Here is a 26,964-nt window from a genome sequence, read left to right as displayed (position 1 = left end):
GGTGGCAGCGGCCGAAGGCCTGCGAAGCGGGTGGGCGACGGTGTCTTTGGGGGTGTAGGGCGGTGCTCAGCCCGTGCAGCCCAGGACACTTCCGGGCGGAGCGCAGTTGTCCGGGGTGTTGCTACGCACCACGGAGCGGTCCAGGGCCACGGTGCCGCCGGCTTTGTAGATGCCGCCGCCACTGCCGGGGCCGCCCGTCGCGGTGTTGAGCAGCACGGTGGAACGGGTCGCCGTCAGCGTGCCTCCGTTCCAGATGCCGCCTCCGAAGGTGGCCGTGTTGCTGTACACCGTGGAGCCGGAGACCGTCATCTCGCCCTGGTAGTTGAGGAGGCCGCCGCCGTCACTCACCCTCGCGGTGTTGTGGTGCACCGACGACTGGATCAGCGCGACCGTTTGGCCGGCGAGATAGTTGAAGATGCCTCCGCCGTTGTCTCCGGAATTGCCGAACACACTGGAGCTACGCACCGTGAGGTATCCGTTGTTGTTGATGCCGCCGCCGGCACCGAGGGAGTAGTTGGCGCTCACCGTGGAGCTGACGACCGTCAGCGTGCCCAGGTTGTGGATGCCGCCGCCCGCGCCTGATGGCGCCGTGTTGTCTCTCACCGCGGAGTTGGTGACCGTCAGCGTGCCCTCGTTGCGGATGCCGCCGCCGGCGGACGCAGCGCTGCCATGGGTGAGGACCAGGCGGTCCAGGAGAACCTGGGCTCCGCTGCCGACCGTGACGGTGGAGCCTGCCTGGTTGCCGTCGAGCACCGCCCTACTGACGCCCCTCAGGGTCAGGTTCTTGTTGATGGTGAAGGGGCCGGTGCAGGTCCCGCTCACCAGCAGGGTGTCTCCCGGCGAGGCGGCGGTGATGGCGGGCTGCAGGGCGCCGGGGTTGGCGCTGCAGCTCACCGCGGTGGTCACCTGGGCAGCCGCGGCCGGGACCACTCCGGTCAGGCCGACTGCCGCTACAGCTCCCGCTACCGTCGCCGACGCAACCCAGCGGCGCGGCAGGCTCCTGCCTACTTCGATGAGCATCTGGCTCCTCCTGGCCTTTCGGCACACATGTTTGGAAAGGGGTACGCCCTCACGTCGTTCTCTCGGCACGGAGTGAGCACCCAGTGATCCCCCATGTGGTGCCCCGGCCGGGCGGCGCAGCATCAGGGGTGATCGGCCCGCCCCTCGAACAGTCCGATGAACCTACCTATTCGGCCTACACGGACCATTCGGGCTCCACCGAGGAGCCGGACACATCACATCGCGGGCCGCCCGCCGGGTGATCGGCGTGCCCGGTGCATTGGTCCGGCTGCTGGAGCGAGCTGCACCGCGAGGAGCAGGACCGGGAGCGTCTGCTCGCCGCGCAGGAGTGGCGCGAGACCGGTTTCGCCTTCACGTCCTCCTGGGGAAGCCGCTGGTCCAGTGCCCGGACTGCGACGCGTGGAAGCAGCAGCGACCGGTGGGCGAGGTTGAGCCGCTGACCCGGCAGGGCTCCATCACCGCCGTCAACCCTGGTGGGAGCACCTCCTGCTGGGGGCATGCCAGATCAGGAGAAGGAGCGACGGAATGAGCGGAGCGCCAGCTCTGAGCCCTCAGCTTGGGAAGCTGCGGGCGTTTGAGGGCGGTCTCGGTGTTGAACTGGGCAAACGACCGTAGCGTGGCCTCACTGGGCTCGGCACTCTTCACCACTGCTCCCCGCTCGACCTGGTGCGCTTGTGGTGCGGGGTGAGCGGAACATGGGTCGAGGGGTTGTGAACTGCTGCCGCGGAACAGCGCACGAGTGTGTTCTGGCATGCATGAGTGAGGGTCTGGGGTGTGGTGGGGCGTAGGGAACAGAAGTTCCCTCATCGAATGGGTGACCTTTGCGGGCGGTGCTCGTTGACTGCGGTGACAGGGGGCCTTCGAGCCGCGGGCGGGGGTGGACGGGTGGGCGGGCTGAGGGAGTTGGTGGCGGCGTTCGTGGTGCCCGGTCCGGCCGGTGTGGCGGTGCGGGACCGGCTGCGGGTGAGTGAGTCGGACGCGGCTGTACTTGCCGGGGTGGGGATGTTCCTGGGTTCGCTGGCGGCCGGGGGTCTCGCTATACGGTCCCGGCAGGGGCCGGCGCATGATGCGGCCTCCTGGGCGGTGCGCAAGCGCGAGCTGACAGGGAAGTCCTCGGCACGCTGGGCGGGCAGTATCACCAAGGCCACGCATGATCAGTGGGCGCTGGCGCGGCGTGGACAGGCCGCCCACATGGCCTGGCTGCGGAGGCAGATCGACTCGGTCGAGGCGCGGCTGTCCCGGCCGCTCGGTGCCAAGGCCGACAAGAGGGACGGCCTGGTACGCGGTTACGGTTCGCGTGGTGAGTGGCATGCCAAGTCCCGCCGCCTGCAGACGTTGAAGGGCCGGCTCGCGGTGGTGGAGGCGGACTGGGCGGCGGGCCGGGTGCATGTGGTGCGCGGCGGCAAACGCCTCGCGAACACCCGTCACCACTTGGAGGCGGCCGGGCTGGCCGAGCAGGAATGGAGGGAGCGCTGGCGGGCGGAGCGGATGTTCCTGGCCGCCGACGGAGAGTCCGGCAAACGCTCCGGCAACGAAACGATCCGTGTCACCGACACCGGGCAGGTCTCCCTCAAGCTCCCGGCCCCGCTGGCCCACCTGGCCAACGCACCCCACGGCCGGTATCTGCTGGACGCGACCGTACGGTTCCAGCATCGAGGGCAGGAGTGGCTGGACCGGATCGCCGCGAACCGGGCGGTGGCCTACCGCATCCACCACGACCCGGTACGCGGACGCTGGTATGTCACCGCGTCCTGGCAGCGCGCCGCCACCCCCGTCTTGCCATGGGAGGCGGCGCTGGCCCGGGGTGTGGTGGCGGTGGACATGAACGACGACCACCTCGCCTGCTGGCGTCTGGATGTGCACGGCAACCCGGTCGGCGAACCCACGCTTCTCCTACGACCTCAACGGCACCGCCCAGCACCGGGACGCGCAGATCCGGCACGCCCTGACCCGGCTGCTGCACCATGCCCGGCGTTGCGGGGCGAGCGCGATCGCCATCGAGGACCTCGACTTCCGCGAGGGCACAAGCCGGGAGAAGCACGGCCGCAACAAACGCTTCCGCCGCCTGCTCTCCCGCTTCCCCACCGCGAAACTCCGCGCCCGGCTGGTGTCGATGGCCGCCGAACAGAACATCGCGATCGTTGCGGTCGACCCCGCCTACACGAGCCGGTGGGGTGCCCAGCACTGGCAGAAACCACTGACCACACCGACTCGCACAATGTCCCGGCACGATGCGGCGAGCATCGCGGTCGGGCGACGCGCCCTCGGGCATCCGATCCGGCTGGGGGCACCTCCCAGGCCCTTAAGGCACTGGGGGAGGACGGCACCGCCCCACGACGACCAGAGTGATCGTCGTGGGCATCGGACCGTCCAGGCCCGACCGGACACCCGCAGGCGTGAGGGACCCCGCCCCCGTAGCCCCGGACCACGGACGCGATCCGTGTCACCGGACACGGAGCGAAAGCGGGCGACCAGGACATCCAACACCGGTCGGGATGTCCGCAGCGACCAGGTATGGGTCCAAGACTCACTCCTGCTCACTGATTAGGAACGGTGCAACGTTCGCATGCTGCTACGGGTGCGTGTCCGTGATGGCGATGACCTCGTCGAGGTGGTCCAAGGTGGCCTGCAGGTCGTCGATCTTGGCCTGGATGCGCTCGCGCTCGGCTCGCAGCATGGCTCGTTGCTCGGCGTCGGTGTGCCCGGCGTCCCAGCACGGAAGGAGTTCGGAGATCCTTCGGCTGGTGAGGCCGGCGGCGAACATCTCCTGGAAGAAGCGGACCAGGGGGATGGCGTCCTGCCGATACAGGCGCTGGCCGGACGGGCTGCGCTCCGCGATGAGCAGCCCTTGCTGCTCGTAGTAGCGCACGGCGCGCACCGAGACGCCGGCACCTCGTGCCACCTCGCCGATGCGGATCAACCGCTCGGTCGCGGCCACTGTGACAGTCATGGTGATTCCCCTCACCCCTGGCCCTGACGACCAGCACTTGCCTCTGACGCTAACGTCAGGTTCTAGCGTCACGGACATGGATATCAACAACTCCGTCGCCCTTGTCACCGGAGCCAACCGCGGCCTGGGCCGCGCCTTCGCCCAGCGCCTGCTCGAACGGGGCGCCCGCACGGTCTACGCTACGGCCCGCCGACCGGAGACCGTGGACCTGCCCGGGGTCGAGGTGCTGCCCCTCGACATCACCGATCCCGCATCCGTGAGGGCCGCCGCCGAGGCCGCCCCGGACGTCTCGCTACTCATCAACAACGCGGGAATCAGTACGGGGACCGACCTGGTGACCGGTTCGCTGGACGTGGTGCGGCACGAGCTGGAGACCAACATGTTCGGCCACCTGGGAATGATCCGGGAGTTCGCGCCGGCGCTCGCCAGGAACGGCGGGGGCGCGATCGTCGACGTCCTCTCCGCCATGTCGTGGTTCGGGGGCAAGGGCGCCAATGCCTACCACCTGACCAAGGCCGCCGCCTGGGCCATGACCAACGGCGTCCGCCTGGAGCTCGCCGAGCAGGGCACGCTCGTCACAGCGGTACACCTCGGCCTGGCCGACACCGACATGGCGGCGGGCTGGCCCGTGGACAAGATCGCTCCGTCGGACCTGGCCGACGCGGCGCTCGACGGTGTCGAGGCGGGCTCCGCCGAGGTCCTCGCCGACCAGTGGAGTCGGGACGTCAAGTCCCGTCTGCCGCTGGCTCCGGAAGAGTTCAACGCCGCAATGGACCGCGCCCTGGCGGCGCTGATGGCGACCTGAGGGGCCCCTCGGGCCGAGAGCATCACATCGGCATTGAGGCTGCTGCCTCGGTGATGCCTGATCCTTACGCACCGGCTGTCGAGTCATCAGCTTGGGAAGCTTGGGTCCCTTGGCTGCGGCTGGAGCTGTGACCTGCGGCGGAGCGCTGTTGGAGTCCTGGTCGCCACCGGGGGAAGCTCCCGCTGTTCCCCGGAAAGCTCCTCAACGTCTGCGTAGTTGACAAGCGTGGGCTCGCCGTCGTGGGGAGAGGCCATCAGCAAGGAGTGATGTGTCATCCGAGTGGCATGAGTGGCACGAGTGTGGCCCGGCCCCGAACACGACGAAGGGCCGGCCTGGGAGGAAACCCTCCTGAGCTGGCCCTCTTTCTGTGTCCCCGGCAGGATTCGAACCTGCGGCACCCGCTTTGGGAGAGGCCCTGAGCACCGCACAGACCTTGGGGGCGACGAAGGCGCCACACAGCAGGGCGTCGGGGCCCTCGATCGTCTGCGCGGCCACGCCGCCGGGGCCGCTGACGCGGGAGCGGCTCGAGCTGACTGCGGGCCCAGGGAGCTCGGGCGAATGTCGGACGGACCGACGTAGCCGCACTCGTACGACAGCGACGTAGTCCGGACAGGCGTAACCCCTTCCAGCAAGAGCGCGATTTCCCGTGCCCGTTCGAGCGCTCGTCGCACGCCCGAAGCGCGGCGGGCCCGCAGCACTGCGCAGCTCTACCTGAACCAGCTGTTCAAGGCGTGGATGTGGCCCATGGCCTTGCTGACGCAGGGCTCCAGGCCGGGCCGGGGCGTTCCGCAGCCCACGCTTTCCTCACTGGTTCACCGAGCCACGGTGGCGAGGACATCGCGGCCCAGCCGCTGGATGACGTCCGTGGCGAGCCGGTGCCGCACCAGTTTGCCGTCCCGGGTGGAGCGCACCAGGCCCGCGTCGCGCAGGGTGCGCAGGGCGCGGGAGACCTGTGGCTCGCTGGAGCCGAGTCGGGCGGCGAGCTCCGAGGTGGTGATGGGCTCGCCCAGCAGATGACGGCACAGCTCCATCCGGGCAGGCGAGGTCAGCGCCATCAGCCGGTGGTGCAGATCCCGCAGGGTCAGCTGCTCGGCCGGGGTGGCGCCGCGCACCGCGTACTGCACCACCACGCACGACGGGTACTCGTTCTTGACCGTCAGATGCGGCCACACCCGGGCGGACGGGACCAGAACGAGGGGGCGCGGTGCCACCTTCACCTCGTCGATCTGCAGCTTGTCCAGCCGGACCCGTTCCCCCGGCCCGACCCGGGCCGCGGTCGGCAGCAGCGCGGCGAGCACATCCGCGGGCGAGCGAAGCGAGAGGGGGGTTTCCCCGGCCGGGGGGACCCCCACGGGGAGGGCCGCCAGCCGGCGACGTACCTCCCGCGCGTGGTCCTCCAAGGGCGTGCGCAGGGTGCGCCAGTCCTCGGCGAAGAACGCGGTGTCGGCGGCCCGCAGCACCGCCAGCAGCCGGTCCCGCAGCTCCAGCGGTGCCGCCACCAGCTGTCGCGCCAGCTCACCGCGGGCGTAGGAGCGGCGCAGGCAGCGGCGCGCGTAGTCCTCCGCGGCGACGGTGCCCGCGCGCAGCTCCCGGGCCGGCGGCACGAGCTGCGTGTTGGTGCCGAGGACCCCGGGCGCCACCAGGTCGAGGAAGTCCTCGGCCGTCAGCGCCGCGATGGCCGCCAACTCCTCGTCCAGGCTCGTCGCGAGCGGCACCGTACGGGGGAAGAACAGGCGGCAGCGGTAGCGGGCCCACAGAGGAGCGAACACGGACAACTCGTCGTGCAGCGCGGGTCCCGCCGCGGCGGCGCGGGCCGTCCAGCCGGTGGACTCCGGGTGGTGCTCGGGTTCGGCGAGCACGTGCAGGCTCGCCATCAGTTCCGACAGCGCGGAGGGCCCGGCCACGAGATCCGCGGGGCCAAGCCCTCCGAGGTCGAGGACGATGCTCACGCCGTCAGCGTACGGCCACGGCTCACCGCACGGGCGCGCCCGGGCCGAGGGGGACGCCCAGCAGGTACCAGGCGAAGAACAGCAGCACCCAGACCGCCAGCATGACCATGGCGAGGGGGAGGGTGAAGGAGACCAGGGTGCCGATGCCGGCCTTGCGGCGGAGGGTCTGGAGGTAGCCGACACAGAGCATGAACGAGGTGCTCATCGGGGTGATGGAGTTGGTGCAGGAGTCGGCGATGCGGTAGAGCGCCATGGTGGTGGCCGGGTTGGTGCCGAGCAGCATCAGCATCGGCACCAGTGCCGGGGCGACCAGGGTCCACAGGGCGGAACCGGAGGTGATGACGAGGTTCATCAGCGCGACCGCGACGATCAACAGCATGAACAGCACCAGCGTGGGCGCGCCCATCCGCTTGAGGAAGTCCGCGCCCTCGACCGCGACGACCGTGGCGATGTTGGTCCACTTGAACAGGGCGAGGAACTGCGACACGGCGAAGAAGAGCACCAGCAGCGGCGCGATGGAGCGCACTCCGTCCGCCATGAACTCCGGTATCGCGCGGCTCCCCCTGATCCGCCCGGTGAGCCGCCCGTACACGGCGCCGATGAGCAGGAAGAAGACGGTGAGGAAGACGGCGATGGCGTTCATGAAGGTCGACTCCACGATCGCGCCCCCCTCGCCGCGCAGCGGTGACGAGGCGGGCAGCATCGCGAGCACGATCAGCGTCGCGTAGCCGAGCACGGCCAGCCCGGTCAGCCTCAGGGCCCGCAGCTCGGTGGCGTCGTCGACCCCGGCGGCCGCCCCCTGTCCCGCCGCGGCGGCCTCCAGGTCCGCGTCGGGGACCAGGTGGTGCTCACGCTTGGCGAGGATCTTGTCCACGACCAGCGCGATGGTGCCGGCCAGCACGAACGCCGAGACGGTCGTGAAGTACATGTTGTCCGTCGCGCGGACCACCACACCCTTGTCGACGAGCTGCGCGGCCTCGGTGGCCACGGAGGCGAACAGCGCGTCACCGGGGGCGATCAGCGGATTGGCGTCGCCCGCGGCGTTGATGGACACGAACGCGACGATCATGCCGAGCATGGGGGAGCGGCCCACGGCGCGGAAGGCCACCGCCCCGAGCGGGATGAGGACCACGTACGCGGAGTCGGACAGGAACTTCCCCAGCACGCCGCCCAACGCCACGCCCAGCACCACGGTGCGCGGCGACAGCCCCGACAGCATGCGGCGTGCCAGTGCTTCGAAGAGCCCCGAACGCTCCGCGACCGCGACACCGAGCATCACCATCAGCACGACGCCGAGCGGGCCGAAGGTGACGAAGGACTCCTCGGCGCCGGTGAGCAGGTCGCGTACGGCGTCCACCGACAGGGCGCTGCGTACGCCGACCAGGTCACCCGAGGAGGGGTCCTCGACGCGCAGGCCGGAGGTGTTCAGCGCCCAGCTGACGAGGGCGACGACACCGCACAGGATCCAGAACAGCCAGAACGGATGCGGCAGCGCGTTGCCCGCGCGCTCGACCAGGTCGAGGAGCCGGGAGCCACGGCCCCCCTCGTCGGGCTCGGTGGACTGCACCTCCTCGGTGCGGGTGTCGGATGCGCTCATGGCGGCCTCCTGTGAGGAGTGGGAGAGAACGGGGGGAGGGGGGTGAAGACGGGGAGGGGAAGGGGGAGGGGGAAACGAGGGCAAGGTGCGGCTGTGCCGCGAGCAGTGCGGAACGGGACCCGGAGCCGCGCGGGACCACCATCCGCAGCGATGGCACGCGGAGCGCTCTCGGGTTTCGCTGACAGTAGGTGCCGTGTCCGGCCCCGTCACCGTCCGGCGGAACAGTTGACCTGATGACGTCAAGTGATCGCCATGATCCTGGCCAGTGCTTAGCGTCACGGGAGTGACCTCGTACGACACCTCCCACGCCCGCAGGCCCGAACCCGTCCTGGGACCCGAGCCCGACCCATTTCAGGGGCTCGAACCCGTCCTGGGGCCCGGCCCACTCCAGGGACCCGAACCCCTCCAGAGGCCCGAGCCCCTCCAGGGCGGTGCCCTGTGGCGCCGTACCCTGCGCATCCCCGTGCGGGACGGCATCCATCTCGCCGCCGACCTGTACTCCACCTCACCCGAGCCGGAGGCGACCGCGCTTCCCGCGCTACCCGTGCTCCTCGAGCGCACCCCGTACGGTCGGCGCGCGCAGCGCGGTTCGGACCAGGACCGCAGCGACGCGCCGGTCCCGCAGCCCGAGGACATCGCCCGGCACTTCACCGACGCCCGCTACCACGTCGTACGCCAGGACTGCCGGGGACGTGGCGACTCCGAGGGGACGTTCGTGAAGTACCTCGGCGAAGGCCCGGACGGGGCGGACACGATCGCCTGGCTCAGGAACCAGCCGTGGTGTGACGGCAGGGTCGTGATGACGGGGGTGTCCTATTCCGCCCACGTCCAGGCAGCCGCGGCGGCCGAGGGAACGACGGGGCTGGCCGCCATGTTCCAGGACTCGGGCGGTTTCTCCTCCGCGTACGACGCGGGGATGCGGATGGGCGGCGCCTTCGAGCTGAAGCAGGTGACCTGGGCACTGCGGCATGCGGTGCAGAGCCCGGAGGCCGCGGCGGATCCGGTCCTGGCCGAGGAACTGCGGCGCGTGGACCTGACGGGCTGGTTCGGTGCGATGCCGTGGCGGCCGGGCTGCACGCCACTGCGGCACCTGTCGACGTACGAGGACTTCCTGCTGGAGCAGTGGCGGCAGGACACCTTCGGGGACTACTACCGCAACCCGGCGATCTACGGGCGAGGCTTCTACGAGCGCTTCCCGGACGCGCCTAGCCTGCACATGGGCAGCTGGTACGACCCGTACGTCCGCTCCACCATCGAGAACTTCACCGCCCTGCGGGAGCTGAAGTCGGCACCCTCCTACCTGGTCATGGGCCCGTGGACGCACGGGCACCGCTGCGAGACGTACGCCGGAGACGTGGACTTCGGCCCGCGGGCGACACTGGACGGCAACCTCGCCCCGTCGTACCTGGAGTTCCGCCGCCGCTGGTTCGACCGGGCGCTGCGTCGGGAGGACGAGGGCGACGGGGCGAATCCGGAGAACGCCGGCGTGGGGCGTGCCGGCGGCGAGGAGAACGGCGCGGAGGGCGGCGCGGAGGGCGGCGCGGAGGGCGGCGAGGAGAACGGCGCGGAGTTCGGCGACCTCCCCGCCGTCCAGTACTTCCTGATGGGCGGCGGTGACGGCCGACGGGATACGGCGGGGCGGATGCGGCACGGCGGCGCATGGCACACCGACACCCGGTGGCCGCCGGCGTCCACGGCTCCCGTCGCCTTGTACCTCACCACCGACGGAGCCCTCACCACCGCCCCGCCCACCGTTGCCGCCGCGTCGGTGACCTACGACTTCGACCCGCGCCACCCGGTGCCCACCATGGGAGGCCAAGTCACCTCGGGCGAGCCGGTGATGACGGGCGGGGCCTACGACCAGAACGCCCCGGACGCCCGGGTGTACGGGGCGCGCGAACCGTACCTTCCGCTGGACTCCCGCCCGGACGTGATCAGCCTGAGCACCCCGCCACTGGAGCGGGACGTGGTGCTGGCCGGCCCGGTCTCGGCAAAGCTCTACATCTCGACGACGGCCCCGGACACGGACTTCACCATCAAACTGATCGACGTCCACCCGCCGAACGCCGACTATCCGCACGGTTTCGCCATGAACCTCACCGACGGCATCGTCCGCTGCCGCTTCCACCGTTCCTACGAGAGGCCGGAGTTGCTCGTTCCGGGCGAGGTGTACGAGATCGAGGTCACCGCCCCCGACACGGCGAACACGTTCGCCGCAGGCCACCGCATCCGGCTCGACGTCTCCTCCAGCAACTTCCCCCGCTTCGACGTCAACACCAACACCGGCGAACCGGAGGCAGCCGCCCGCCGCACCGCTGTGGCCACGAACACCGTGCACCTGGATGCAGGGCGCCCGTCCCACCTGCGAGTGTGGCTGGAAGGAGGAGCGGACGCGCTCACGTAGCCGGCCGGCGTGCCGCCCCGGGCTGCCGCAGGGACCTCTGTGCCCCGGCAGGATTGGAACCTGCGGCACCGGCTTCAGGAGTTCGATCACTGCTCAGCCAGCCGGGGGGCATGCGGCCACGCCGGCCAGGCCTGACCGCCTACGAGTGTTGGCGTCCGGTGCCGCTGATGTCACTCGTAGATGTCGCAACGGAGCAACCTGCGCTCGCTCGCTGACACGATGGCCCTGTGGTTGACCTGGAGCGCATCAAAGCAGAGACCGTGGCGTACTTCCGAGCACTTGATGAGAACGCCACTCTGCGGCACCACTTCCGCGGCACTGATGAGGAGGGCGCCTCGTGGTACTTCGAGGCCGTACCCGACCGCGGCGAGTTGATCGCCATCAAGCAAGCCGAGCTGACTCCGGCCGGCCAACTCCGCCAATACAGTTGGGAGCACCTGGAGGACGAGCACGGTTTCCTCACAGACCAAGCGATCGACCCTGAAGGGGACCCGCTGGAGACCATCCCGGCCGAAGAATTCCAGCGGATGTGGACTCGGTAAGCGGGCGGGACACCCGCTTCAGGAGTGGGATCGAATCCTTGCCGGGTGCTGCCTGGCGCTGCTGTTTCCCCTGAGAGGCGGCGACCGGCGACGTTGTCGTGCTGCACCACATGGTCGCGCTGCGGGGTGGACTCCACCTGCTCACCGGGCGGACGGGCGAGCACGGCGCCCGCCGTTCAGCCTGCACCACCCTGTCCCCGACATCACCGAACGCGACGTGTACGTCTGCGGCCCGCCCGCCATGACCAGGGCCGTGTTTGCCGCCCACGAGACGGTCTCCGTTCGACAGGTACACGCCGAGAAGTTCGGCCTGGCCTGAACCGGAAAGAGGTCGGACGGCCAGACCTGCGCGCAGAGACCCGCTACAGCCGAGCAGAACCCCTCGCTCACGCAAACGGCCCCGGACGAGGGGGCCGAGGCCGACTAGGCGCCCTCCCGGGAGTAGAAACCCCAGGTCAGAGCGGTAATGCGTTGTGCCCCCGGCAGGATTCGAACCTGCGACACCCGCTTTAGGAGTTTTCGCCGGGTGAGGCTGTGACCTGCGAATATGTGGGCATCGGTGTGTCTGGCCAGGGAAAGGCTTCTCCATAGTTCTCACGTGTTCACGGTGCTTCCCGTCCCCGTGTGTGCTGAATGCGTGCCGGTGAAAGCTGCTCGACGAGGACATCATGAGTCGCTCGGGGGAACCAGCGAGTGACGGCAGCGAGACGTCGGCGCCGTCCGTGCGCGTAGTGCAGCGCGGGCGTTCCATCCTCCCGGGGGTGTTCTCCTGGGCGGCGGTGAACCTCTCATTGCCCGAAGTCCGCAAGGATCGGCACTGGTTTGACCAGGGTGTCGGGCTGGACTGGGCTGGTGAACTGCTTCAAGGGCGGATCTACGAGATTGACGACGAGGACGGTACCGCCGAGCGGTAGAGCGGCAACGCCACTCCTGCTGGCGGTCAGAGCGGATACATGACGCTGTAGGCGCCCCTGACGGGGGAGGAGCCGTCCGAACCCGCGGATGCCAGTCTCCGCCGTCAAGTTGGCGATCCGCTGATCAGGCCGGAGCACGGTCAGCGCGATCGGCGGCCACAGGATCTCAGCCAGTACTACTCACACTGAGGCAATGAAGCTATTGTCATTAGCATCATGTTGCTTCAGGTCGATACGTCAGACGCGCGACCCCTGCATGAACAGGTGGCCGCCGGGATTCGCGGGGCCGTACGCCGGGGTGAGCTGTCACGCGGAGACCGGCTGCCCTCGGCAAAAGAACTGGCCGAAGCGTTGGGGATCAACGCGAACACGGTGCTGCGGGCCTTGCGGGCCCTCAGGGATGAAGGGCTCCTGGAGTTCCGCCGCGGACGCGGGGTCACCGTCAAGGGCACCCTCCCTCAGGAGGTGGAACTCATGGAACTGCTCCGTCGCGCGGTGGATGTTGGCCAGCGATGTGGATACCAGCGGCAAGAACTCGCCCGAATGATTGAGGAGTTGACGTGAACGAACGGGGGGACGGTGCGGCCACCGGGCAGCGAGGCGGCGGCATCGCCGGGCAGCCCTCCAGCCGGACCGCATGGATCAGCGGCGCCCGCAACTGGTGGCTGCCCGGCTTCAGCCTGGTACTCGTGACAGCCTTGATTGTCTGGCGCTGGGACAGCGCGGGACCTGGGATCCTTGCCCTGCTGATCCTGCCCGGCATCGTGGCGACCCTCAGCTCTGTCCGGGTCATCGCAGGACAGGCCGGCGTTCGCGTGGGTCTGGGCCGCTGGGGCTGGCCCGCGAAAGTCGTGGACTATGCCGACATCGCCAGCGCTGCCGTGGAGCAGATATCCCCCGCGTCCGTAGGAGGCTGGGGGTACCGGGTGAAACGAGGCACGACTGTCGTCATGGTATGCGGCGGGGAATGCCTGGTCCTCGACCTGCGCAACGGCAAGCGACTGGCGGTGAGTTGCAGGGACGCAGGAACGGGAGCGGCTTTCGTCAACCGCTTCCTGACACGCGGCTGACCGATCGGCTGCGGAAGCCGCCCCGCAGAGCCAACCGCCCCAGCGGCCCGTCATGCCGATGCTGCCGGAGTCAGCACGGCCAGCAGGTCTCCGGGGCGGTCGGTACCCAGGACGTAACGCTTCCCGTCCCTCAAGGTGACCTCGACTGCATCCTTCCCCCGCATGACAAGGCCGATCGCGCCATCACTCGTTCGCCGAAGACCAAGCCCGCCCATGTCGCGGGCGAGGATGGCGCGTTGGCGTACTTCGACGATGTCCGACCTTGCGATGGTCCTGCGCCACACGGGCACCAACGACAGACGTACGCACTCGTCGTCCACGGTCACCCTGCTGTGGAATGAGAGGATGAGTGCGGGCACCACGACCAGACACACGACGATCAGTACGCGGGGAACGACCTCCACCGACAGCGGCCACAAGAACGGCGCGCCGACAATACAGACCACCATCGCGGACGACAGGACCACGTCGACAGACCGCGGGTTTCGGCGCCGCTCCGAAAAGGCCACCCCTCGCCTCCGGTTCGCCTCGCTCATACTGTCACCTCTGTGGATCGTTCATCGCCCGTGTCCATCGCGCCCTTGTCGGCCGCGCCGTTCTCCTCGGCCGGCGACGCCTTCAGGCGTGAAATCCGCCACGGCAGTGATGCACCGATGGGATTGCACAAGATCAGCAGAGCACCCCACATCACGAGGACGAAACTCCACAATCCCATGAGGAGACCGATCATCAGGTGCAGGGTGAACCCTCCGACGAGCAGGATGAGTCTTGCCCGCCGGGACATCAGGAGGCTGATCGAAAGGGCGAACTCCAGCGCAATAGGTGCCCACGTCAGGAACGTCACCGTAGGGCCCCAGTCCGTCAGAACCCTGAAGACCGGGGCCAGCCAGCTGGAGGCACCGAAGGAGGGGTCGGAGGCCCAGTAGTACATCGCCGTGCCATCGGCCCACTCCTGGTGGCTGAGCTTGGCGATGCTCGACTGGAAGTAGATGCCGGCCACCTGGAGTTGGATGGCGAAGGTGAAGCAGGCGGCACCCACGATGGCCCACCGGCGGAGCTCCGAGGGGGCCTCGCCGGCCGGTGGGGAGAGCCGCTGCCAGTGCCAGCGTCGTGGGTCGCCCAGAGCGACCGGGACGAGCAGCAGGGTCAGGATCGAGGCGACCTGGTCGCCTCCGTCGGGGATCGAGCTGCTGGTGTAGAAACTGGCAGCCACGTACCAGTGAGGGATGCAGGTCCATCGGGGCCGCCAGCCGGAGGCCACCACCAGGAGTGCCGCGACGCAGGCCCATCGCACACCGTCCAGGTGACTGGACGACGTGACACAGAACGCATCGAAGCGCTGGATCCCCGCGCAGTAGGGAGCCTTGGGCCTGTTGGACACGAGCCCGAACAGGCTGTCCGAGCTGCTGAAGGCAAGGGTGCCGGCCGTCCCGAGAGCGATGAGGGTGCGGGCCAGGCCGTAGCAGGTCCCCCAAGCCAGTGGCACACGCACGGAGGCAGCGAGGCTTCTCATCATGACTCGCATTTCACTTTCAGGTGCAGCACGCGCTCGGGCACGTGATCTTGAGTGGTGATGTCACGCCAGGCCCAGGGCTGCGGCTTCCAGGAGACGGCATAAACGTCTCCGCAGAATGTCGGGGACGGAGTCCGGTCGACCACTTCGTGCGCGGGGAGCTTCGGCGCGAGGCAGGACTTGAGCTCCGTTCCGCACGCCGCCCACGTGGAATAGGGGACGGATTCGACAAGCAGCGCGTACTCGGGTCCTTGAGCCCGGGACTTCCGGCCGAGCCCGAAGAAGTTATGGGGGGCGGAATGCGGCGTGAGTGACAATTTCTCAGGATTCCCCTGGGCGTCAATCTTGAACATCTCGATCGTAGGGTCTCTAGGGGATTTCGTGAAGAACGCCCAGCCTTGCGGAAATATGTACCCGATGTTTTCGCGAAATCCGCTGGATTCGCCGGGGAGTTCGAGCGCATTCCGGGGCAGCTGGCTGTGGATCCCGATGATCCCGAGCACCGCTACGACCGCGCCGACGACAATAATCCTCACACGAGGAATCTCAGTTTGACGCGGGCTGGTCGGCTCGCGTTCTATTTCGAACTTATTTCCCAATGGCATGACAGGTCGAACTCCGAGACGGAAACCAGGAAGTGGGGGCGGGGCGGGTCCGCGGGACCCGCCCCGCCGATGGAATTCAGGCCGCGTGCAGGAGGGTGGTCACCTTCGCGACGGCTTCTTCCTGGGTGAGTGTCGAACCGGCCTTGGACGCCGACCAGAACCAGTTGGTCCCGATCACGATGTTGGCGCCCGCGACAGCGGCCTCTGCGACGGCGACGACCGCGGCGGTCAGCGCGGCGACGATGTGCACACCCGCAGCGGCGACCGCGATGGTCACACATGTGGGCCCGGCGTCCGCATCCTTGGCGCCGACGCCGATGGCTTTGAGGTCCTTCGGGGCCCGCAGGAGTGCAGCCTGGACCCGGGCAGGCGACCCGGAATGGACTTCGGTGGAGAACCTCTGGAAGTAGCCCGGATTCTTCTTGGCCAGCGCATCCAGCAGTGCGTCGCCGGCCTTCATCGCCGTGGCGCCGTTGTTCTGCTTGTACACCTCTCCGATCTTGGAGAAGAGGTCACTGTCCTTTGCGAGCGCCTGGGCAACCGTCCCCTGGCCGAAGAAGATTCCCCGGAACAGCGCCCGTCCGTCTGCTGTGGATCCGACGGACTTGACGACTGCGATATGCGGCGCCGCAACATCATGGGACGTACCACCCACCGCGTAGGCAGTGGTGGCACCGCCGATCGAGAGACAGAGCGCCACTGCGGCAGCGGTTAATTTGGCCTTGGATCTCAACGAATTACCTTCCCCTGTAGCACGTTGAGGCCCACCACGGGCCACTCATACCCTGGTCGTGGTCAAGACTGGGCACGAGTGCTTACTGCGATGAGTCGAATGGTCATGAGCATGCTAACGGCGTCCATTCTTGGGACCGTCACAGGAAAACGGAGCGGCACCTTCAGTGATCACCCACTATGCGAAGTTTGGGTTACCCTCTCCCCGGCGGGCGAACTTTCGGTGAGATCGGCTTCAATCAGGCGAGTCCGTAATTTATTGCAATCCAACCGAAGCTTTGCCGTGGCTTTAGTGATGTGGATCACTCGAAAAGATCCCGTTGCGGAGAGTAGCTGCACGAGAAGGCTTGGACGGGCTGAGCCAACTTGACCGGGCCCAAGTTTGCGCGCTCTGACAGGCATTGGCTGATCAGACGACTGGACCAGCTCATCGGAGGTAGTCGTCCAGGGCCTCGCAGGCGCGGGCGGCGTGACGTTCGACGACGGCGAAGAGGATCGCGAAGGCGGTGGTCACGGGCAGATGGTGGTCTGTCAGCTGACGACGCGTTGTCTGCGGCCGACCGGTCTTGGTCTCAGCACATGGCACCCGCGGCCCTGCTCCTGCCGCTCCCGTCGGCGTCTGGTGATGACCAGAGGGGGTGCTGGTTGGCACGGGTCTGGATTGAGGACCGGATAGGGCACGCGGCGTACGTACGGGCCGTGGCGGATGCCAAAAGGGCGGGGCGTACGCCGCCGGGGCGCTACCGCGTGCGCTGGTACGACCCCGACGGCAAGCCGAAGATGAAGACCTTCACCCGCAAGGTCGACGCCGAGGCCGAGCGGACGAGGATGGAGTCCCGTCTCAACGACGGCTCCTACCGTGACCCGGCCGCCGCCCGCGTGAAGTTCGCAGAGGTGGCGGAGTCCTGGCTGGCAGAGCAGCTTCATCTCAAGCGCTCAACCAGGGCTCGCTACCGCGGTGTTCTCGACGTCCACGTGATCCCCAAGTGGGGCACCACCCCGCTGGACCGCATCCACTTCGAGGACATCGCGGAGTGGCTCGCGGATCTGCTGTCCGCAAGGCGTACGTCGTCCTCAGTCGCGTTCTGGGCTACGCGGTCAAGGCTCGTCGTCTGGCGGTCAACCCGGCTGTCGGCGTGCCCCTGCCGAAGGCGATGCCGGCGGACCACGTGTACCTCGACGACATGCAGGTCGACGCTCTGGCCGACGCGTCAGGCGCCTACCGGGTGTTCATCTTGCTGCTGGCCTACACCGGCGTGCGCTGGGGCGAGGCGTCCGCGCTGAGAGTGGGCCGCGTCGACCTGGACGCCTGCCGGGCTCACATCGTGGAGGCGTACGCCGAGGACAACGGCAAGCTCTGCCTCGACACCCCTAAGAACCACGAGCGCCGGTCCGTACTGATCCCGCGGTTCCTGGCCGACGAGCTGACGCCCCACGTCCAGGGGCGGAGGGATGACGACTTGCAACTTCCGCCAGCGATTCTTCGCGCCGGCGGTCGTGAAGGCCGGGCTGGGGCACCTCAAGGTCACCCCGCACAAGCTGAGGCACACGGCAGCCTCACTCGCCATCGCCAGCGGGGCAGACGTCAACGTCGTCCAGACGATGCTGGGCCACAAGTCCGCGACGCTGACCCTGGACACGTACGGGCACCTTTTCCCGGACCGTCTGGATGAGGTCTCGAAGAAGATGCACAAGCGCCGGGCCAAGCAGTTGGCCAAGGCAAAGGCCAAGCTGGAGAAGGCTGAGCGGAAGACTCGCGAGGCGGCCGAGGCGGTTGCCGCCTTGGAGGAAGACGTCGCGTGATGTGTGCCTGATCCGTGCCGGGGAGCTGTAACCGAAAGGGCCGCCCTCACCGCACTGTTGCGGTGAGGGCGGCCCTTTGCGATTCCCTCGGATCAGGTCAGTCCCGCGGCCGGCGGCCTTCCTGCCGACCTCGGTCAATCGCAGCAGCGGCCGCGTCCCCGGCCAGCCGCTCGATCTCCTCGGGCACCTCCCGCTCGTCGAGCACGAAGAGCCGGCCGCCGACGAGATGAGTGGTCGTCTTCCAGCCGAGACGACGCCCCGCCTCCCGAGCGGCGCGCCGGACGTCCTTGAGCTCGCCCATCTCCGCAAGATCGTCGCTGTTCAGGATCAGCTGCCCGTAGTAGCCCTGGTACTCGGGCCTGAGTGCGGCCAGCATCAGGGACTCAAGGCGGTCGACCAGCTTCACGTACCGGCGCCGGGCCAGCTCATCCTCGACGGGCATCCTGCACAGCTCCCCACCGTCCGCACCCACAGCATGTGTGCCATATATGTGCTGCAGGCACAGAGGCCCTCCCGTCTGACGGACGGAAGGGCCTCTGACCAGGTGTTTCTCTGTGCCCCCGGCAGGATTCGAACCTGCGACACCCGCTTTAGGAGAGCGGTGCTCTATCCCCTGAGCTACGAAGGCAGGGTGGTGTGGCGCCGTGGTGGTGGCGTACTGCGTCAGTGTAGCGGGTGAGGGCTGTTCGGAAGGGGTGGGTGGGGGTGGGTGGGGCGCGCCCGAGGGGGCGGGGAGGGGGAGGGTTGACCTCAAGTTTGGTTGAGTTTTTATGGTCCTCGCATGTCAACACACAGCGCACATCCGCTCAAGATCGGCGTCCTCATCGGCAGTGTTCGGGCCGGGCGGTTTGCCGACAAGGTTGCCGACTGGTTTGTTGCCGAGGCCGGGGGGCGGCAGGACATGGAGATCCATGTGATCGATCTGGCCGAGCCCGCCCTCGTCGACGAACTCAAGCTGAGTTTCGAGCAGTCCGGTGATCGTCCCGACCATCGCCCCGGTGACGTACCGAGGCTTGCTCGGCGTATCGAGGGGCTCGACGGGCTCGTGGTCGTCACGCCCGAGTACAACCACGGGTACCCGGCGTCCCTGAAGCTGGCCATCGACTACGTGTACAGCGAGTGGCGGGCCAAGCCGGTCGGGTTCGTTTCGTACGGGGGGATGGCCGGTGGTCATCGTGCCGTGGAGCAACTGCGGCAGGTCTTCGCCGAGTTGCATGCCGTAACCCTCCGGGACACCGTCAGCTTCCACATGGCCTGGGAGAAGTTCGACGACCGCGGGCGGCCGCTTGACGAGGACGGGGCGGGGAAGGCCGCCACCGTGTTGCTGGATCAGCTCGCCTGGTGGGGGCTCACCCTGCGGGAGGGGCGGGCCGCCCGGCCCTACGTGGGGTGAGCCCACAACCAGCCATCTCCCCTCAGTGCAACGCCACCCGCATGAACCTTCCCGCCACCGCCAGCTCCCCTTCGATCCGCGCCGCCGTCGCTCTCAGCTCGGGAAGGATGTCCTGGACGCATTCCTCCGGCGTGCGGCGGGCCGCGTGCAGGGCCACGTTGGCGGCGGCGACCACTGTTCCCGTGCGGTCGTGGACCGGTACCGCGATCGATCGCAGGCCCTCCTCCCACTCCTCGTCGAGGAGGGCGTAACCCTGTCGGCGGACGGTCTTCAGCACCCCGGAAGGCGCCGCCCCCCGCTCCGCCAGCAGCACCTGGCCCAGTGACGTCGCCGTCGCCGGCAGTCGCGTGCCGACCGTGATGTCCACGCTCATCACGCGTTGCGCGGCTGCCCGGGCCGTGTACTGGATCTCCTCCCCCGTCGGGGACAGGACCGCCAGCGACGTGGATTCGTGGAGCCGGGAGGCCAGGTCCGCCAGGTGAGGGGCCGCGATGCGGGGGAGTGAGGTGCGGGAGAGGGGTGGGAAGCCGAGGGACAGGACCCGGGGGGTGAGGGCGAACGCGCGGTGCGGGCCCGCGGTCACCAGTCCCAGGTGTTCGTACGTGATCAGCGCCCTGCGTGCGGTCGCGCGCGCCAGGCCGGTCGCCTTCGCGACCTCCGTCAGGGTCAGCGCCGGCCTGTCCTCGCCGAACGCCGTCAGTACGGTCAGTCCGCGAGCCAGCGACTCGATGAACCCCCGGCCCAGTTCCTGCTTCGACTCCCGGAGGAGTTGGGCCGACGCCGACGCCGACGCCGAGCCCGAGGCCGTAGTGGAAGCCGACGCCGAAGTGGAGGTCGTCCCTGCCCTCCGCAGTACGCCCTCCATCTCAGCCACCGCCGTACGCAGCCTTGGGAGCAGGGTGTCGTGGAGGTGGGTCGCCGAGTGTCGGCTCGTGTGGCTCACCACGCTCGCCACGCAGGCGATCCGGCCTGTACCGGGATCCCGTACGGGTACCGAGACCGCGACCAGTCCGGGTTCGATCAGCTGGTCGTCCAACGCCCAGCCGTCCTGCCGGGTACGGGCCGCACGTCGTTCGAAGTCGTCGTCCGGCGAGGTGTGTGCGCGCGGCGGTACGGCCGGGAAGCCCCGGTCCTCCGGGTCCGCCGCCCGGCGTGCCCGCCACGCCTGCCACTCCTCCGTGTCCCACTCCGACGCGAACAGCGGGCCGGGGGCGGTGCGTTCGGCCGGGAGCAGGTCGCCGATGCGGAAGCTCAGGGACATGGCGCGGCGACGGGTGGCCTGGTGGATGAAGCGGATTCCGTCGCGGTCGCCGACCGCGAGCGACACCGACTCGTCCAGTTCATCGGCGAGCGCGTCCGCGCGGGCGTTCAGGAGGGCGGGCAGGCGCAGGGCGGCCAGGTAGGCGTTGCCCAGTTCCATGAGGCGTGGGGCGAGGGCCACGTCCCGGCCGTCCAGACGGACGTACTCCATGCGCGCGAGGGTGGAGGTGATCCGGTCCACCGTGGAGCGGGCGAGACCGGTGGCACGTTCGAGCCCACTCAGGCTCAACGTCCCCCCGGCCTCGGTGAGTTGCCGCAGCAGGCCGATGCCCCGGATCAGCGGCGCGACCGCCTCGGCCGGTACCGGGGTGCTGGGGATGCCGGAGGTGCCGTCCGATGTGACCTCCCGCGAGGTCTTCGCGTGCAAGTTCAAAGGCGTCTCGACGGGGGACTCGGCAGGTGTCTCAGCGGGCATCGGCTCTCCGGTACGGCGGTCGCGGCAGGCCTACGGTAATCCGAGGGCCTCCGTGCACAAGGGCGGGTCACCAGCAGCCGGTCGCTAGCCGGTCATTCCCCGTGCCGTTCGCTCGGCAGCCACGTCATCCGCGGTCCCGTGATTCCCGGCGCCGTCGGCTCGGGCGGCCTCGCCACCCGCGGTCCCCGGAGCCGCCCCTCAGAGCTCAACACCCCCTCAATGCTCAACGCCGAGTCACCAGCAACCGGTAGTTCCCGGAGAGGTCCGCCCCCGCCACCGAGATGCGGATGCCTCTCCTCAGGTCCCGGAAATCCTCGCCGGGGGCGAACGGGGCGTCGGAGAGTTCGGCGTGGACGTTCGGGCTGCGGGTGCAGCCTCCGCTGGCGCGGCGGGAGTCGTGCACCGTGACGGGGCCCTGGCCGGTGTCCACGTCCGCGTCGACCTTGTAGATCAGTACGCCCGGCCTGCACACGGTCTCGTCGTTGCCCTCGCGTGTGCGTAGTTCGACGGCGTATCCGGTGCTGCCGCCGAGCGGGACGAAGAGCAGTTTCGCGCCGCCGGTCCGGGCCAGCGGGGTGAGGATGTGCTCCGTCGTGCCGGGTGTCGTCACGCAGCTCATCTGGTCGGCGTCCAGCCAGCCGAGCTTCCACTTGTGCCAGCCCAGCAGGTCGTTGTTGGCCCCCCAGTCCTCGCTCATGATGTCCCAGTGGCCGACCGCGCCGCCGCCGTCCGGGGTGTACAGGTCGGGCAGGCCGAAGACATGGCCGTTCTCGTGCGGGAGGACGCGGTAGCCGGTCTTGTCGTAGGAGCCTGAGCCGTCGTCCTGGCGGGAGTACACGAAGGAGGCGTTCGCCACCCGGACGCCGTCGGCGACGGGGGCCTCCGTGTTGCCGGCGAAGGTGACCGACAGGACCGTGTTCAGCGCGGAGGGTCCCGCGTTGGGTGTCACCAGCACGTTCAGGAAGTCGTACGACCGGAAGTCGACCCTGGGATCGGCCGCGGCCACGACGTCCTGGACCAGCTGCCGGTAGCCGGGGTCGAAGGGCGTGCCGCGCTCTATGCCGTAGGACCGGAACGACCTCGGCATGCGCAGCCAGTCGGGGATCGGTGTCTCGGGGCGGTAGTCGAGGCGGCCGTAGGAACTGGTGCGGAACCACTCCTGCGTCATCGGGAAGAACTCCCGGAACCGGCTCTGCGCGCTGCCCGAGCCGGGCGCGTCGGAGAAGTCGACCATCAGGGTGAGGACGTGGACGGTGCCGAGGGAGCGGGAGTAGCCGCCGGAGGTCGGGACGCCCTCCGACATCTGGACCGTCGGGCCGCCGCTGATCATGCAGGGGCCCTGGGTGGCCGAGCGGGCGATGGGGACCGGTCCTGCGCCGGCCGTCGACGGGCCCGGGGGGAGGCGTCCGGTGCCGGCCGAGGTGCTGACTGCGAGAGTCAGCGCGGTCAGGGAGGCCAGGGCGGCCACGCGGCGCGGGCGTATCCGACGCCGGAGCGGCTCCGGAGAGGTGCCCGTCCCTCCCCGAGGTCTCCCAGCCTGCGGCTGCATGCATGGCCCTTTCGGTCCGCGGCAGCCGCCGAACGGAAGGCTGCGCCCTTTCGAACACCCTGTGTCGAGGGGTTCACGGGCGCGCGCTGGAGGAGACCGAACGTGGGTTTCTCGCCCCGGGATCAGGTGACGCCCGCTCCAGGTCAGGCCCCGGAACCAGCTGGAATCTCCCCTCCAGGGCGGACCCTCGGGACCAGCAGCCATCCCCTCCAGGACGGGCCCCCGGAACCAGCTGGAATCCCCCTGGACAGGCGGGCCCGCGGAACCAGCCAGCCGCTCCGAGACGGGCCCCACCAGCTCCACGCCCCGGTCCCGAGAGGCCTCGACCCATCCTGTGACTCAGGTCACATGGAATCCTCGCCGAGAAGGGAAATAACCGGGGACCACTTCCCCGTTTAGCCATGTGTTCGAGCGAAACGGGGAATCCATCCCCGGATATTTACCCGTTCGTCACATTCGTTACGTAATGTCACCCGTACAACCTCAGGAGTGCACCGTGCAGACCGCGACCCCCGTGCAGAACAAGGCGACCCGGCCGCGCGCCGACGCCCTGCGCAACAGGGAGCGGATCGTCAGTGCCGCTCGGGAGATGTTCACCGAGTTCGGCCCCGACGTGCCGATCGACGAGATCGCCCGCCGGGCCGGCGTCGGCAACGCGACGGTGTACCGAAACTTCCCGGACCGGGACGCCCTCGTCCGCGAGGTCATCTGCTCGGTCATGGATCGCACCTCGGAAGCGGCCGAACAGGCGCTCGCGGAGCACGGCGACGCCTTCGGGGCGCTGGAGCGCTTCGTGCACGTCTCGGCCGACGAGCGGATCGGCGCGCTGTGCCCGATGCTCGCCAACGCCTTCGACCGGAACCACCCCGACCTCGAGGCGGCCCGCCAGCGGGTCGAGCAGATCATCGACGAGATCATGGACCGCGCCAAGGCGGCCGGACAGATGCGCGTCGACGTGGGTGTCGGCGATCTGATGGTCGCCGTGGCCCAGCTCAGCCGGCCCCCGGCCGGTACCGCGTGCGTCAGCGCCGACCGCTTCGTACACCGTCATCTGCAGCTGTTCCTGGACGGACTGCGGGCGCCGGCCCACTCCGTCCTGCCGGGCGCGGCCGTGACCATGGAGGACCTCCGCCAAGCCTGACCGATGAGTTGAGACCTCAGATCCGCCTGACCGATTAGTTCAGACCTCAGAGCCAGTCACCAGCCAGTCACCACAGACCGGCGGTCGCACCTACAGATTCCGGCAGTCGTCACCGACGAGCCGACCCTTACGACACCTTTTTCCGTCCCGAAGTCCCGAAGTGGGTACCCCCATGTCTCAAACAGCCGTAAAGGCTCCCGGCGTCCCGGATGCCAACCGCTGGAAAGCGCTGACGTTCATCGCGCTCGCCCAGCTGATGGTCGTCCTCGACGCGACCATCGTGAACATCGCCCTGCCGTCCGCACAGCAGGACCTGGGCATATCCGACGGCAACCGGCAGTGGGTCATCACGGCCTACGCCCTCGCCTTCGGCGGTCTGCTGCTCTTCGGCGGTCGTATCGCCGACCTGTGGGGCCGTAAGCGCACCTTCGTCGCCGGTCTGATCGGTTTCGCCGGCGCCTCCGCGCTCGGCGGCGCGGCCACCAACGAGGCCATGATGCTCGGCGCCCGCGCCCTCCAGGGTGCGTTCGGCGCACTGCTCGCGCCCGCCGCGCTCTCGCTGCTCGCCGTGATGTTCACGGAGCCCAAGGAGCGCGCCAAGGCGTTCGGCATCTACGGCGCGATCGCCGGTGGCGGCGGCGCCGTGGGCTTCATCCTCGGCGGTGTCCTCACCGAATACCTCGACTGGCGCTGGACGTTCTTCGTGAACATCCCGTTCGCGATCATCGCGGCCGCGGGCGCCTACTACGTCATCCGTGAGCCGGCCGGCGGCCGCAACCGTTCGCCGCTCGACATCCCGGGCGTCATCCTCTCCATCCTCGGTCTGGTCACGCTCGTCTACGCCTTCACCCGCGCCGAGTCCGACGGCTGGGGCGACTCCACGACCGTCGGGCTGTTCGTCGCCGCGGTCGTCCTGCTCGCCGCGTTCGTCTTCACCGAGTCCAAGGTCAAGGCCCCGCTGCTGCCGCTGCGCGTCATCACCGAGCGCAACCGCGGAGGCGTCTACCTCTCCCTCGGTCTCGCGATCATCGCGATGTTCGGCCTGTTCCTCTTCCTGACCTACTACCTGCAGATCGTGAAGGGCTACTCGCCGGTCAAGACCGGCTTCGCCTTCCTGCCGATGATCGGCGGCATGATGGTGGGCTCCACGCAGATCGGCACCCGCCTGATGACCCGGGTCCCCCCGCGCTTCCTGATGGCTCCGGGCTTCCTGGTCGCCGCGCTCGGCATGCTGATCCTGACCCGCCTCGAGATCGGCTCCACCTACTCCAGCACGATCCTGCCGGGAATGATCCTGCTCGGCCTCGGCATGGGTACGGCGTTCATGCCCGCCATGTCGCTGTCCACGCACGGTGTCGAGCCGCGTGACGCCGGTGTCGCCTCCGCCATGGTCAACACCTCGCAGCAGGTGGGCGGCGCGATCGGTACGGCCCTGCTGAACACGATCGCCGCCTCGGCGACGACCTCGTACATCAAGGACCACATCGGCGGCGCCGGTTCCCAGGCCCAGCAGCAGCTGGTCCAGCTGGAGGGCCAGGTGCACGGGTACACCAACGCGATCTGGTTCGCCGTCGGCATCCTCGTGCTCGCCGCGACGATCGCCGCGACGTTCATCAACACCGGCCGCCCGGGCACCAGCACGGTGACCGGCTCCGGCGACGGTGTCGAGGACGAGCTGCCGGTGCCGGTGGTCGCGCACTGACGGCGCCCGTCCACTCGTACCCCTTCGGGCCATCGGTACGTACGGGGAGGGGACGCTCCGTACGTACGCCCCACAGGACCTGCCCTGGTCGCGCTCAGCGCAGCCAGGGCAGGTCCGCTCCCGCTTCGTTCGGCTGGAGTCCCTCGGCGACGATCTCCATGATCTCGCCGAGGGACTTCTGCTGTTCCGGGGTGAGCCGGTCGAACACCGCGTTCCGTACGACCGCCACATGGCCCGGCGCGGCCTCGCGCAGCATCTCCCGGCCCTGGTCCGTGAGGACCGCGAACTGGCCCCGCTTGTCGTCGGGGCAGTCCTCGCGGGTCACCCAGCCGTTCTTCTCCAGACGGGCGATCGCGTGCGAGAGGCGGGAGCGGGTGATCTTCGCGTGCATGGCCAGCTCGGTCATGCGCAGCCGGCGCTGCGGGGCCTCGGCGAGTTTGACGAGGAGACCGTAATAGACGTGCGGCATGCCCGCGTCCCGTTGGAGCTGGCGGTCCATGTGGTCTTCGAGAAGGGTGGTGGCGTGCATATAGGCACGCCAGACGCGCTGCTCCTCGTCGGTGAGCCAGCGGGGCTCCTCAGCGCGCGCGGATGTGGATGCCGTGTTCATGTACTCCACTGTACGAGAGCTCTCCTTGAATGTTAAACAAGTGAGGCGTACACTCAATATTGTCATAGCTTGATGTTTCAAGCTTTGTTCTTCCGGAGGGAGTCGCAGCCATGTCCGCCGCCATCGAGGAGCGCACTCCCGCCGTCCCTGGGCAGCGCATGCCGGCCCTCTACCTCAGTCATGGCGCCCCGCCGCTCGCGGACGACCCGATCTGGCCCGGCGAACTCGCCGCCTGGTCCGCCGGTCTGCCCCGCCCCAAGGCGATCCTCATGGTCTCCGCCCACTGGGAAGAGGCCCCGCTCGCCCTCGGAGCCGTCCAGCCGGTCCCCCTGGTCTACGACTTCTGGGGCTTCCCCGAGCACTACTACCAGGTGACCTACGACGCCCCCGGCGCCCCCGAACTCGCCGAGTCCGTACGCAAGTTGCTGCGGGCGCCCGGCATACCCGTGCAGGACATCCCGGACCGCGGACTCGACCACGGCGCGTACGTCCCGCTGGTCGAGATGTTCCCCAAGGCCGACATCCCCGTCCTGCAGATCTCCATGCCGACCCTCGACCCGGTGAAGCTCATGGACATCGGCCGCAAACTCGCGCCGCTGCGCGAGGAGGGTGTGCTGATCGTCGGCTCCGGCTTCTTCACCCACAACCTGGCCGCGCTGCGGCACACGGGCGGGGGAGTGCCGACCTGGTCGTCCGAGTTCGACGACTGGGGCCGCCACGCCCTGGAGTCACGCGACTGGGACGCCCTGCTGGACTTCCTCCACAAGGCCCCGGCCGGCCGCTACGCTCACCCGCGCACCGAGCACTTCGCCCCCCTGTTCGTGACCATGGGCGCCGCGGACGTCGTCGGCGAGCTCGACGCGCAGAAGTCCGTGATCGACGGTTTCTGGATGGGCATGGCCAAGCGGTCGGTGCAGTTCGGCTGATCCT

The 26,964-nt window shown here is 68.8% G+C and carries 25 protein-coding genes, 1 tRNA gene and 1 pseudogene; 13 read left to right on the top strand and 14 right to left on the bottom strand.

Features of this window, described 5'->3' with window-relative positions:
• Positions 1 to 66: 66 nt before the first annotated feature.
• Positions 67 to 1,020, bottom strand: coding sequence for a hypothetical protein (locus OHA64_RS20650; protein WP_405615116.1), 954 nt, complete (start codon positions 1,018 to 1,020; stop codon positions 67 to 69).
• Between the two features lie 885 nt (positions 1,021 to 1,905).
• Between OHA64_RS20650 and OHA64_RS20645 the strand changes: the two are divergent.
• Positions 1,906 to 3,568, top strand: a pseudogene (locus OHA64_RS20645) (IS200/IS605 family accessory protein TnpB-related protein).
• 24 nt (positions 3,569 to 3,592) lie between these two features.
• On the opposite strand, the gene OHA64_RS20640 reads toward OHA64_RS20645, so the two are convergent.
• Positions 3,593 to 3,970, bottom strand: coding sequence for a MerR family DNA-binding transcriptional regulator (locus tag OHA64_RS20640; RefSeq protein ID WP_405615114.1), 378 nt, complete (start codon positions 3,968 to 3,970; stop codon positions 3,593 to 3,595).
• A 76-nt stretch (positions 3,971 to 4,046) separates the two neighbouring features.
• On the opposite strand from OHA64_RS20640, the gene OHA64_RS20635 reads away from it, so the two are divergent.
• Positions 4,047 to 4,775, top strand: a complete 729-nt coding sequence (locus tag OHA64_RS20635) for an SDR family oxidoreductase (protein WP_405615112.1) — start codon at positions 4,047 to 4,049, stop codon at positions 4,773 to 4,775.
• 812 nt (positions 4,776 to 5,587) lie between these two features.
• On the opposite strand, the gene OHA64_RS20630 is transcribed toward OHA64_RS20635, so the two are convergent.
• Complete coding sequence (locus OHA64_RS20630) at positions 5,588 to 6,724, bottom strand: DUF5937 family protein (RefSeq protein ID WP_405615110.1); 1,137 nt, start codon at positions 6,722 to 6,724, stop codon at positions 5,588 to 5,590.
• A 22-nt stretch (positions 6,725 to 6,746) separates the two neighbouring features.
• Entirely contained in the window at positions 6,747 to 8,321 is a 1,575-nt protein-coding gene (locus tag OHA64_RS20625) for an AbgT family transporter (RefSeq protein ID WP_405615108.1), read from the bottom strand.
• A gap of 370 nt (positions 8,322 to 8,691) precedes the next feature.
• Here OHA64_RS20625 and OHA64_RS20620 point away from each other — a divergent pair, with 370 nt between their 5' ends.
• The 5 genes from OHA64_RS20620 (at position 8,692) to OHA64_RS20600 (ending at position 13,251) form a co-directional block, all read left to right on the top strand.
• Positions 8,692 to 10,725, top strand: a complete 2,034-nt coding sequence (locus tag OHA64_RS20620; protein WP_405624036.1) for a CocE/NonD family hydrolase — start codon at positions 8,692 to 8,694, stop codon at positions 10,723 to 10,725.
• A 227-nt stretch (positions 10,726 to 10,952) separates the two neighbouring features.
• The gene (locus OHA64_RS20615) at positions 10,953 to 11,267 is read left to right on the top strand and encodes a hypothetical protein (protein ID WP_405615106.1); all 315 of its coding nucleotides are present in this window, start codon (positions 10,953 to 10,955) and stop codon (positions 11,265 to 11,267) included.
• Positions 11,268 to 12,028: 761 nt separating this feature from the next.
• Positions 12,029 to 12,181, top strand: a complete 153-nt coding sequence (locus OHA64_RS20610; protein WP_405615104.1) for a hypothetical protein — start codon at positions 12,029 to 12,031, stop codon at positions 12,179 to 12,181.
• Between the two features lie 216 nt (positions 12,182 to 12,397).
• The gene (locus OHA64_RS20605; protein WP_405615101.1) at positions 12,398 to 12,745 is read left to right on the top strand and encodes a GntR family transcriptional regulator; all 348 of its coding nucleotides are present in this window, start codon (positions 12,398 to 12,400) and stop codon (positions 12,743 to 12,745) included.
• A complete protein-coding gene (locus tag OHA64_RS20600; RefSeq protein WP_405615099.1) occupies positions 12,742 to 13,251 on the top strand; it encodes a hypothetical protein in 510 nt (169 codons plus the stop codon). The genes OHA64_RS20605 and OHA64_RS20600 overlap by 4 nt, the downstream gene beginning before the upstream one ends.
• A gap of 50 nt (positions 13,252 to 13,301) precedes the next feature.
• On the opposite strand, the gene OHA64_RS20595 is transcribed toward OHA64_RS20600, so the two are convergent.
• The 5 genes from OHA64_RS20595 to OHA64_RS20575 form a co-directional block, all read right to left on the bottom strand.
• On the bottom strand, positions 13,302 to 13,787 hold the full coding sequence (locus tag OHA64_RS20595; protein WP_405615097.1) for a hypothetical protein: 486 nt from the start codon (positions 13,785 to 13,787) through the stop codon (positions 13,302 to 13,304).
• Positions 13,784 to 14,767 carry a sporulation-delaying protein SdpB family protein gene (locus tag OHA64_RS20590; RefSeq protein ID WP_405615095.1) on the bottom strand — a complete coding sequence of 328 codons (984 nt, stop codon included), beginning with the start codon at positions 14,765 to 14,767 and terminating at the stop codon, positions 13,784 to 13,786. Before OHA64_RS20590 ends, OHA64_RS20595 begins: the two co-directional genes overlap by 4 nt.
• Positions 14,764 to 15,300 (bottom strand): SdpA family antimicrobial peptide system protein, encoded by a 537-nt coding sequence (locus tag OHA64_RS20585; protein WP_405615092.1) that lies wholly within the window; start codon positions 15,298 to 15,300, stop codon positions 14,764 to 14,766. Before OHA64_RS20585 ends, OHA64_RS20590 begins: the two co-directional genes overlap by 4 nt.
• A 145-nt stretch (positions 15,301 to 15,445) precedes the next feature.
• Complete coding sequence (locus OHA64_RS20580; RefSeq protein ID WP_405615090.1) at positions 15,446 to 16,102, bottom strand: hypothetical protein; 657 nt, start codon at positions 16,100 to 16,102, stop codon at positions 15,446 to 15,448.
• 426 nt (positions 16,103 to 16,528) lie between these two features.
• Positions 16,529 to 16,687 (bottom strand): hypothetical protein, encoded by a 159-nt coding sequence (locus tag OHA64_RS20575; RefSeq protein ID WP_405615088.1) that lies wholly within the window; start codon positions 16,685 to 16,687, stop codon positions 16,529 to 16,531.
• Here OHA64_RS20575 and OHA64_RS20570 point away from each other — a divergent pair.
• Entirely contained in the window at positions 16,681 to 17,385 is a 705-nt protein-coding gene (locus OHA64_RS20570; RefSeq protein ID WP_405615086.1) for a hypothetical protein, read from the top strand. The two genes, OHA64_RS20575 and OHA64_RS20570, sit on opposite strands and share 7 nt — an antisense overlap.
• A 168-nt stretch (positions 17,386 to 17,553) precedes the next feature.
• Positions 17,554 to 17,904: a tyrosine-type recombinase/integrase gene (locus OHA64_RS20565; protein WP_405615084.1), complete on the top strand. Its 351-nt coding sequence runs from the start codon at positions 17,554 to 17,556 to the stop codon at positions 17,902 to 17,904.
• Positions 17,905 to 18,001: 97 nt separating this feature from the next.
• Here OHA64_RS20565 and OHA64_RS20560 read toward each other — a convergent pair whose 3' ends face one another.
• Together OHA64_RS20560 and OHA64_RS20555 are read right to left on the bottom strand one after the other, a co-directional pair.
• The gene (locus OHA64_RS20560; protein ID WP_405615082.1) at positions 18,002 to 18,346 is read right to left on the bottom strand and encodes a hypothetical protein; all 345 of its coding nucleotides are present in this window, start codon (positions 18,344 to 18,346) and stop codon (positions 18,002 to 18,004) included.
• A gap of 113 nt (positions 18,347 to 18,459) precedes the next feature.
• Positions 18,460 to 18,532, bottom strand: a tRNA-Arg gene (locus OHA64_RS20555).
• A 153-nt stretch (positions 18,533 to 18,685) separates the two neighbouring features.
• Between OHA64_RS20555 and OHA64_RS20550 the strand changes: the two genes are divergently transcribed.
• Positions 18,686 to 19,297: an NADPH-dependent FMN reductase gene (locus OHA64_RS20550; protein WP_405615080.1), complete on the top strand. Its 612-nt coding sequence runs from the start codon at positions 18,686 to 18,688 to the stop codon at positions 19,295 to 19,297.
• 22 nt (positions 19,298 to 19,319) lie between these two features.
• Here OHA64_RS20550 and OHA64_RS20545 read toward each other — a convergent pair whose 3' ends face one another.
• Positions 19,320 to 21,032, bottom strand: a complete 1,713-nt coding sequence (locus OHA64_RS20545) for an IclR family transcriptional regulator C-terminal domain-containing protein (protein ID WP_405615078.1) — start codon at positions 21,030 to 21,032, stop codon at positions 19,320 to 19,322.
• A gap of 223 nt (positions 21,033 to 21,255) precedes the next feature.
• Complete coding sequence (locus OHA64_RS20540; RefSeq protein ID WP_405615076.1) at positions 21,256 to 22,581, bottom strand: M6 family metalloprotease domain-containing protein; 1,326 nt, start codon at positions 22,579 to 22,581, stop codon at positions 21,256 to 21,258.
• 496 nt (positions 22,582 to 23,077) lie between these two features.
• On the opposite strand from OHA64_RS20540, the gene OHA64_RS20535 reads away from it, so the two are divergent.
• Both OHA64_RS20535 and OHA64_RS20530 read left to right on the top strand, forming a co-directional pair.
• A complete protein-coding gene (locus OHA64_RS20535; protein WP_405615074.1) occupies positions 23,078 to 23,722 on the top strand; it encodes a TetR/AcrR family transcriptional regulator in 645 nt (214 codons plus the stop codon).
• Between the two features lie 172 nt (positions 23,723 to 23,894).
• On the top strand, positions 23,895 to 25,424 hold the full coding sequence (locus OHA64_RS20530) for an MFS transporter (RefSeq protein ID WP_405615072.1): 1,530 nt from the start codon (positions 23,895 to 23,897) through the stop codon (positions 25,422 to 25,424).
• A 94-nt stretch (positions 25,425 to 25,518) separates the two neighbouring features.
• Here OHA64_RS20530 and OHA64_RS20525 read toward each other — a convergent pair whose 3' ends face one another.
• Complete coding sequence (locus tag OHA64_RS20525; RefSeq protein ID WP_405615070.1) at positions 25,519 to 26,034, bottom strand: MarR family winged helix-turn-helix transcriptional regulator; 516 nt, start codon at positions 26,032 to 26,034, stop codon at positions 25,519 to 25,521.
• 110 nt (positions 26,035 to 26,144) lie between these two features.
• On the opposite strand from OHA64_RS20525, the gene OHA64_RS20520 reads away from it, so the two are divergent.
• Positions 26,145 to 26,960: a dioxygenase gene (locus tag OHA64_RS20520; RefSeq protein ID WP_405615068.1), complete on the top strand. Its 816-nt coding sequence runs from the start codon at positions 26,145 to 26,147 to the stop codon at positions 26,958 to 26,960.
• Positions 26,961 to 26,964: the final 4 nt, after the last annotated feature.

Source organism: Streptomyces sp. NBC_00076 (assembly GCF_045041235.1).
Taxonomy (GTDB): domain Bacteria; phylum Actinomycetota; class Actinomycetes; order Streptomycetales; family Streptomycetaceae; genus Streptomyces.
This window is presented reverse-complemented; position numbering and strand designations above follow the sequence as displayed.

What these genes read in the sequence shown, in the direction of transcription:
- OHA64_RS20525 (WP_405615070.1), bottom strand. Translation starts at nt 26,034, where the DNA reads ATGAACACGGCATCCACATCCGCGCGCGCTGAGGAGCCCCGCTGGCTC.
- OHA64_RS20570 (WP_405615086.1), top strand. Translation starts at nt 16,681, where the DNA reads ATGGCACCCGCGGCCCTGCTCCTGCCGCTCCCGTCGGCGTCTGGTGAT.
- OHA64_RS20605 (WP_405615101.1), top strand. Translation starts at nt 12,398, where the DNA reads ATGTTGCTTCAGGTCGATACGTCAGACGCGCGACCCCTGCATGAACAG.
- OHA64_RS20550 (WP_405615080.1), top strand. Translation starts at nt 18,686, where the DNA reads ATGTCAACACACAGCGCACATCCGCTCAAGATCGGCGTCCTCATCGGC.
- OHA64_RS20560 (WP_405615082.1), bottom strand. Translation starts at nt 18,346, where the DNA reads ATGCCCGTCGAGGATGAGCTGGCCCGGCGCCGGTACGTGAAGCTGGTC.
- OHA64_RS20540 (WP_405615076.1), bottom strand. Translation starts at nt 22,581, where the DNA reads ATGCAGCCGCAGGCTGGGAGACCTCGGGGAGGGACGGGCACCTCTCCG.
- OHA64_RS20565 (WP_405615084.1), top strand. Translation starts at nt 17,554, where the DNA reads ATGACGACTTGCAACTTCCGCCAGCGATTCTTCGCGCCGGCGGTCGTG.
- OHA64_RS20640 (WP_405615114.1), bottom strand. Translation starts at nt 3,970, where the DNA reads ATGACTGTCACAGTGGCCGCGACCGAGCGGTTGATCCGCATCGGCGAG.
- OHA64_RS20635 (WP_405615112.1), top strand. Translation starts at nt 4,047, where the DNA reads ATGGATATCAACAACTCCGTCGCCCTTGTCACCGGAGCCAACCGCGGC.
- OHA64_RS20625 (WP_405615108.1), bottom strand. Translation starts at nt 8,321, where the DNA reads ATGAGCGCATCCGACACCCGCACCGAGGAGGTGCAGTCCACCGAGCCC.
- OHA64_RS20595 (WP_405615097.1), bottom strand. Translation starts at nt 13,787, where the DNA reads ATGAGCGAGGCGAACCGGAGGCGAGGGGTGGCCTTTTCGGAGCGGCGC.
- OHA64_RS20590 (WP_405615095.1), bottom strand. Translation starts at nt 14,767, where the DNA reads ATGATGAGAAGCCTCGCTGCCTCCGTGCGTGTGCCACTGGCTTGGGGG.
- OHA64_RS20520 (WP_405615068.1), top strand. Translation starts at nt 26,145, where the DNA reads ATGTCCGCCGCCATCGAGGAGCGCACTCCCGCCGTCCCTGGGCAGCGC.
- OHA64_RS20545 (WP_405615078.1), bottom strand. Translation starts at nt 21,032, where the DNA reads ATGCCCGCTGAGACACCTGCCGAGTCCCCCGTCGAGACGCCTTTGAAC.
- OHA64_RS20650 (WP_405615116.1), bottom strand. Translation starts at nt 1,020, where the DNA reads ATGCTCATCGAAGTAGGCAGGAGCCTGCCGCGCCGCTGGGTTGCGTCG.
- OHA64_RS20530 (WP_405615072.1), top strand. Translation starts at nt 23,895, where the DNA reads ATGTCTCAAACAGCCGTAAAGGCTCCCGGCGTCCCGGATGCCAACCGC.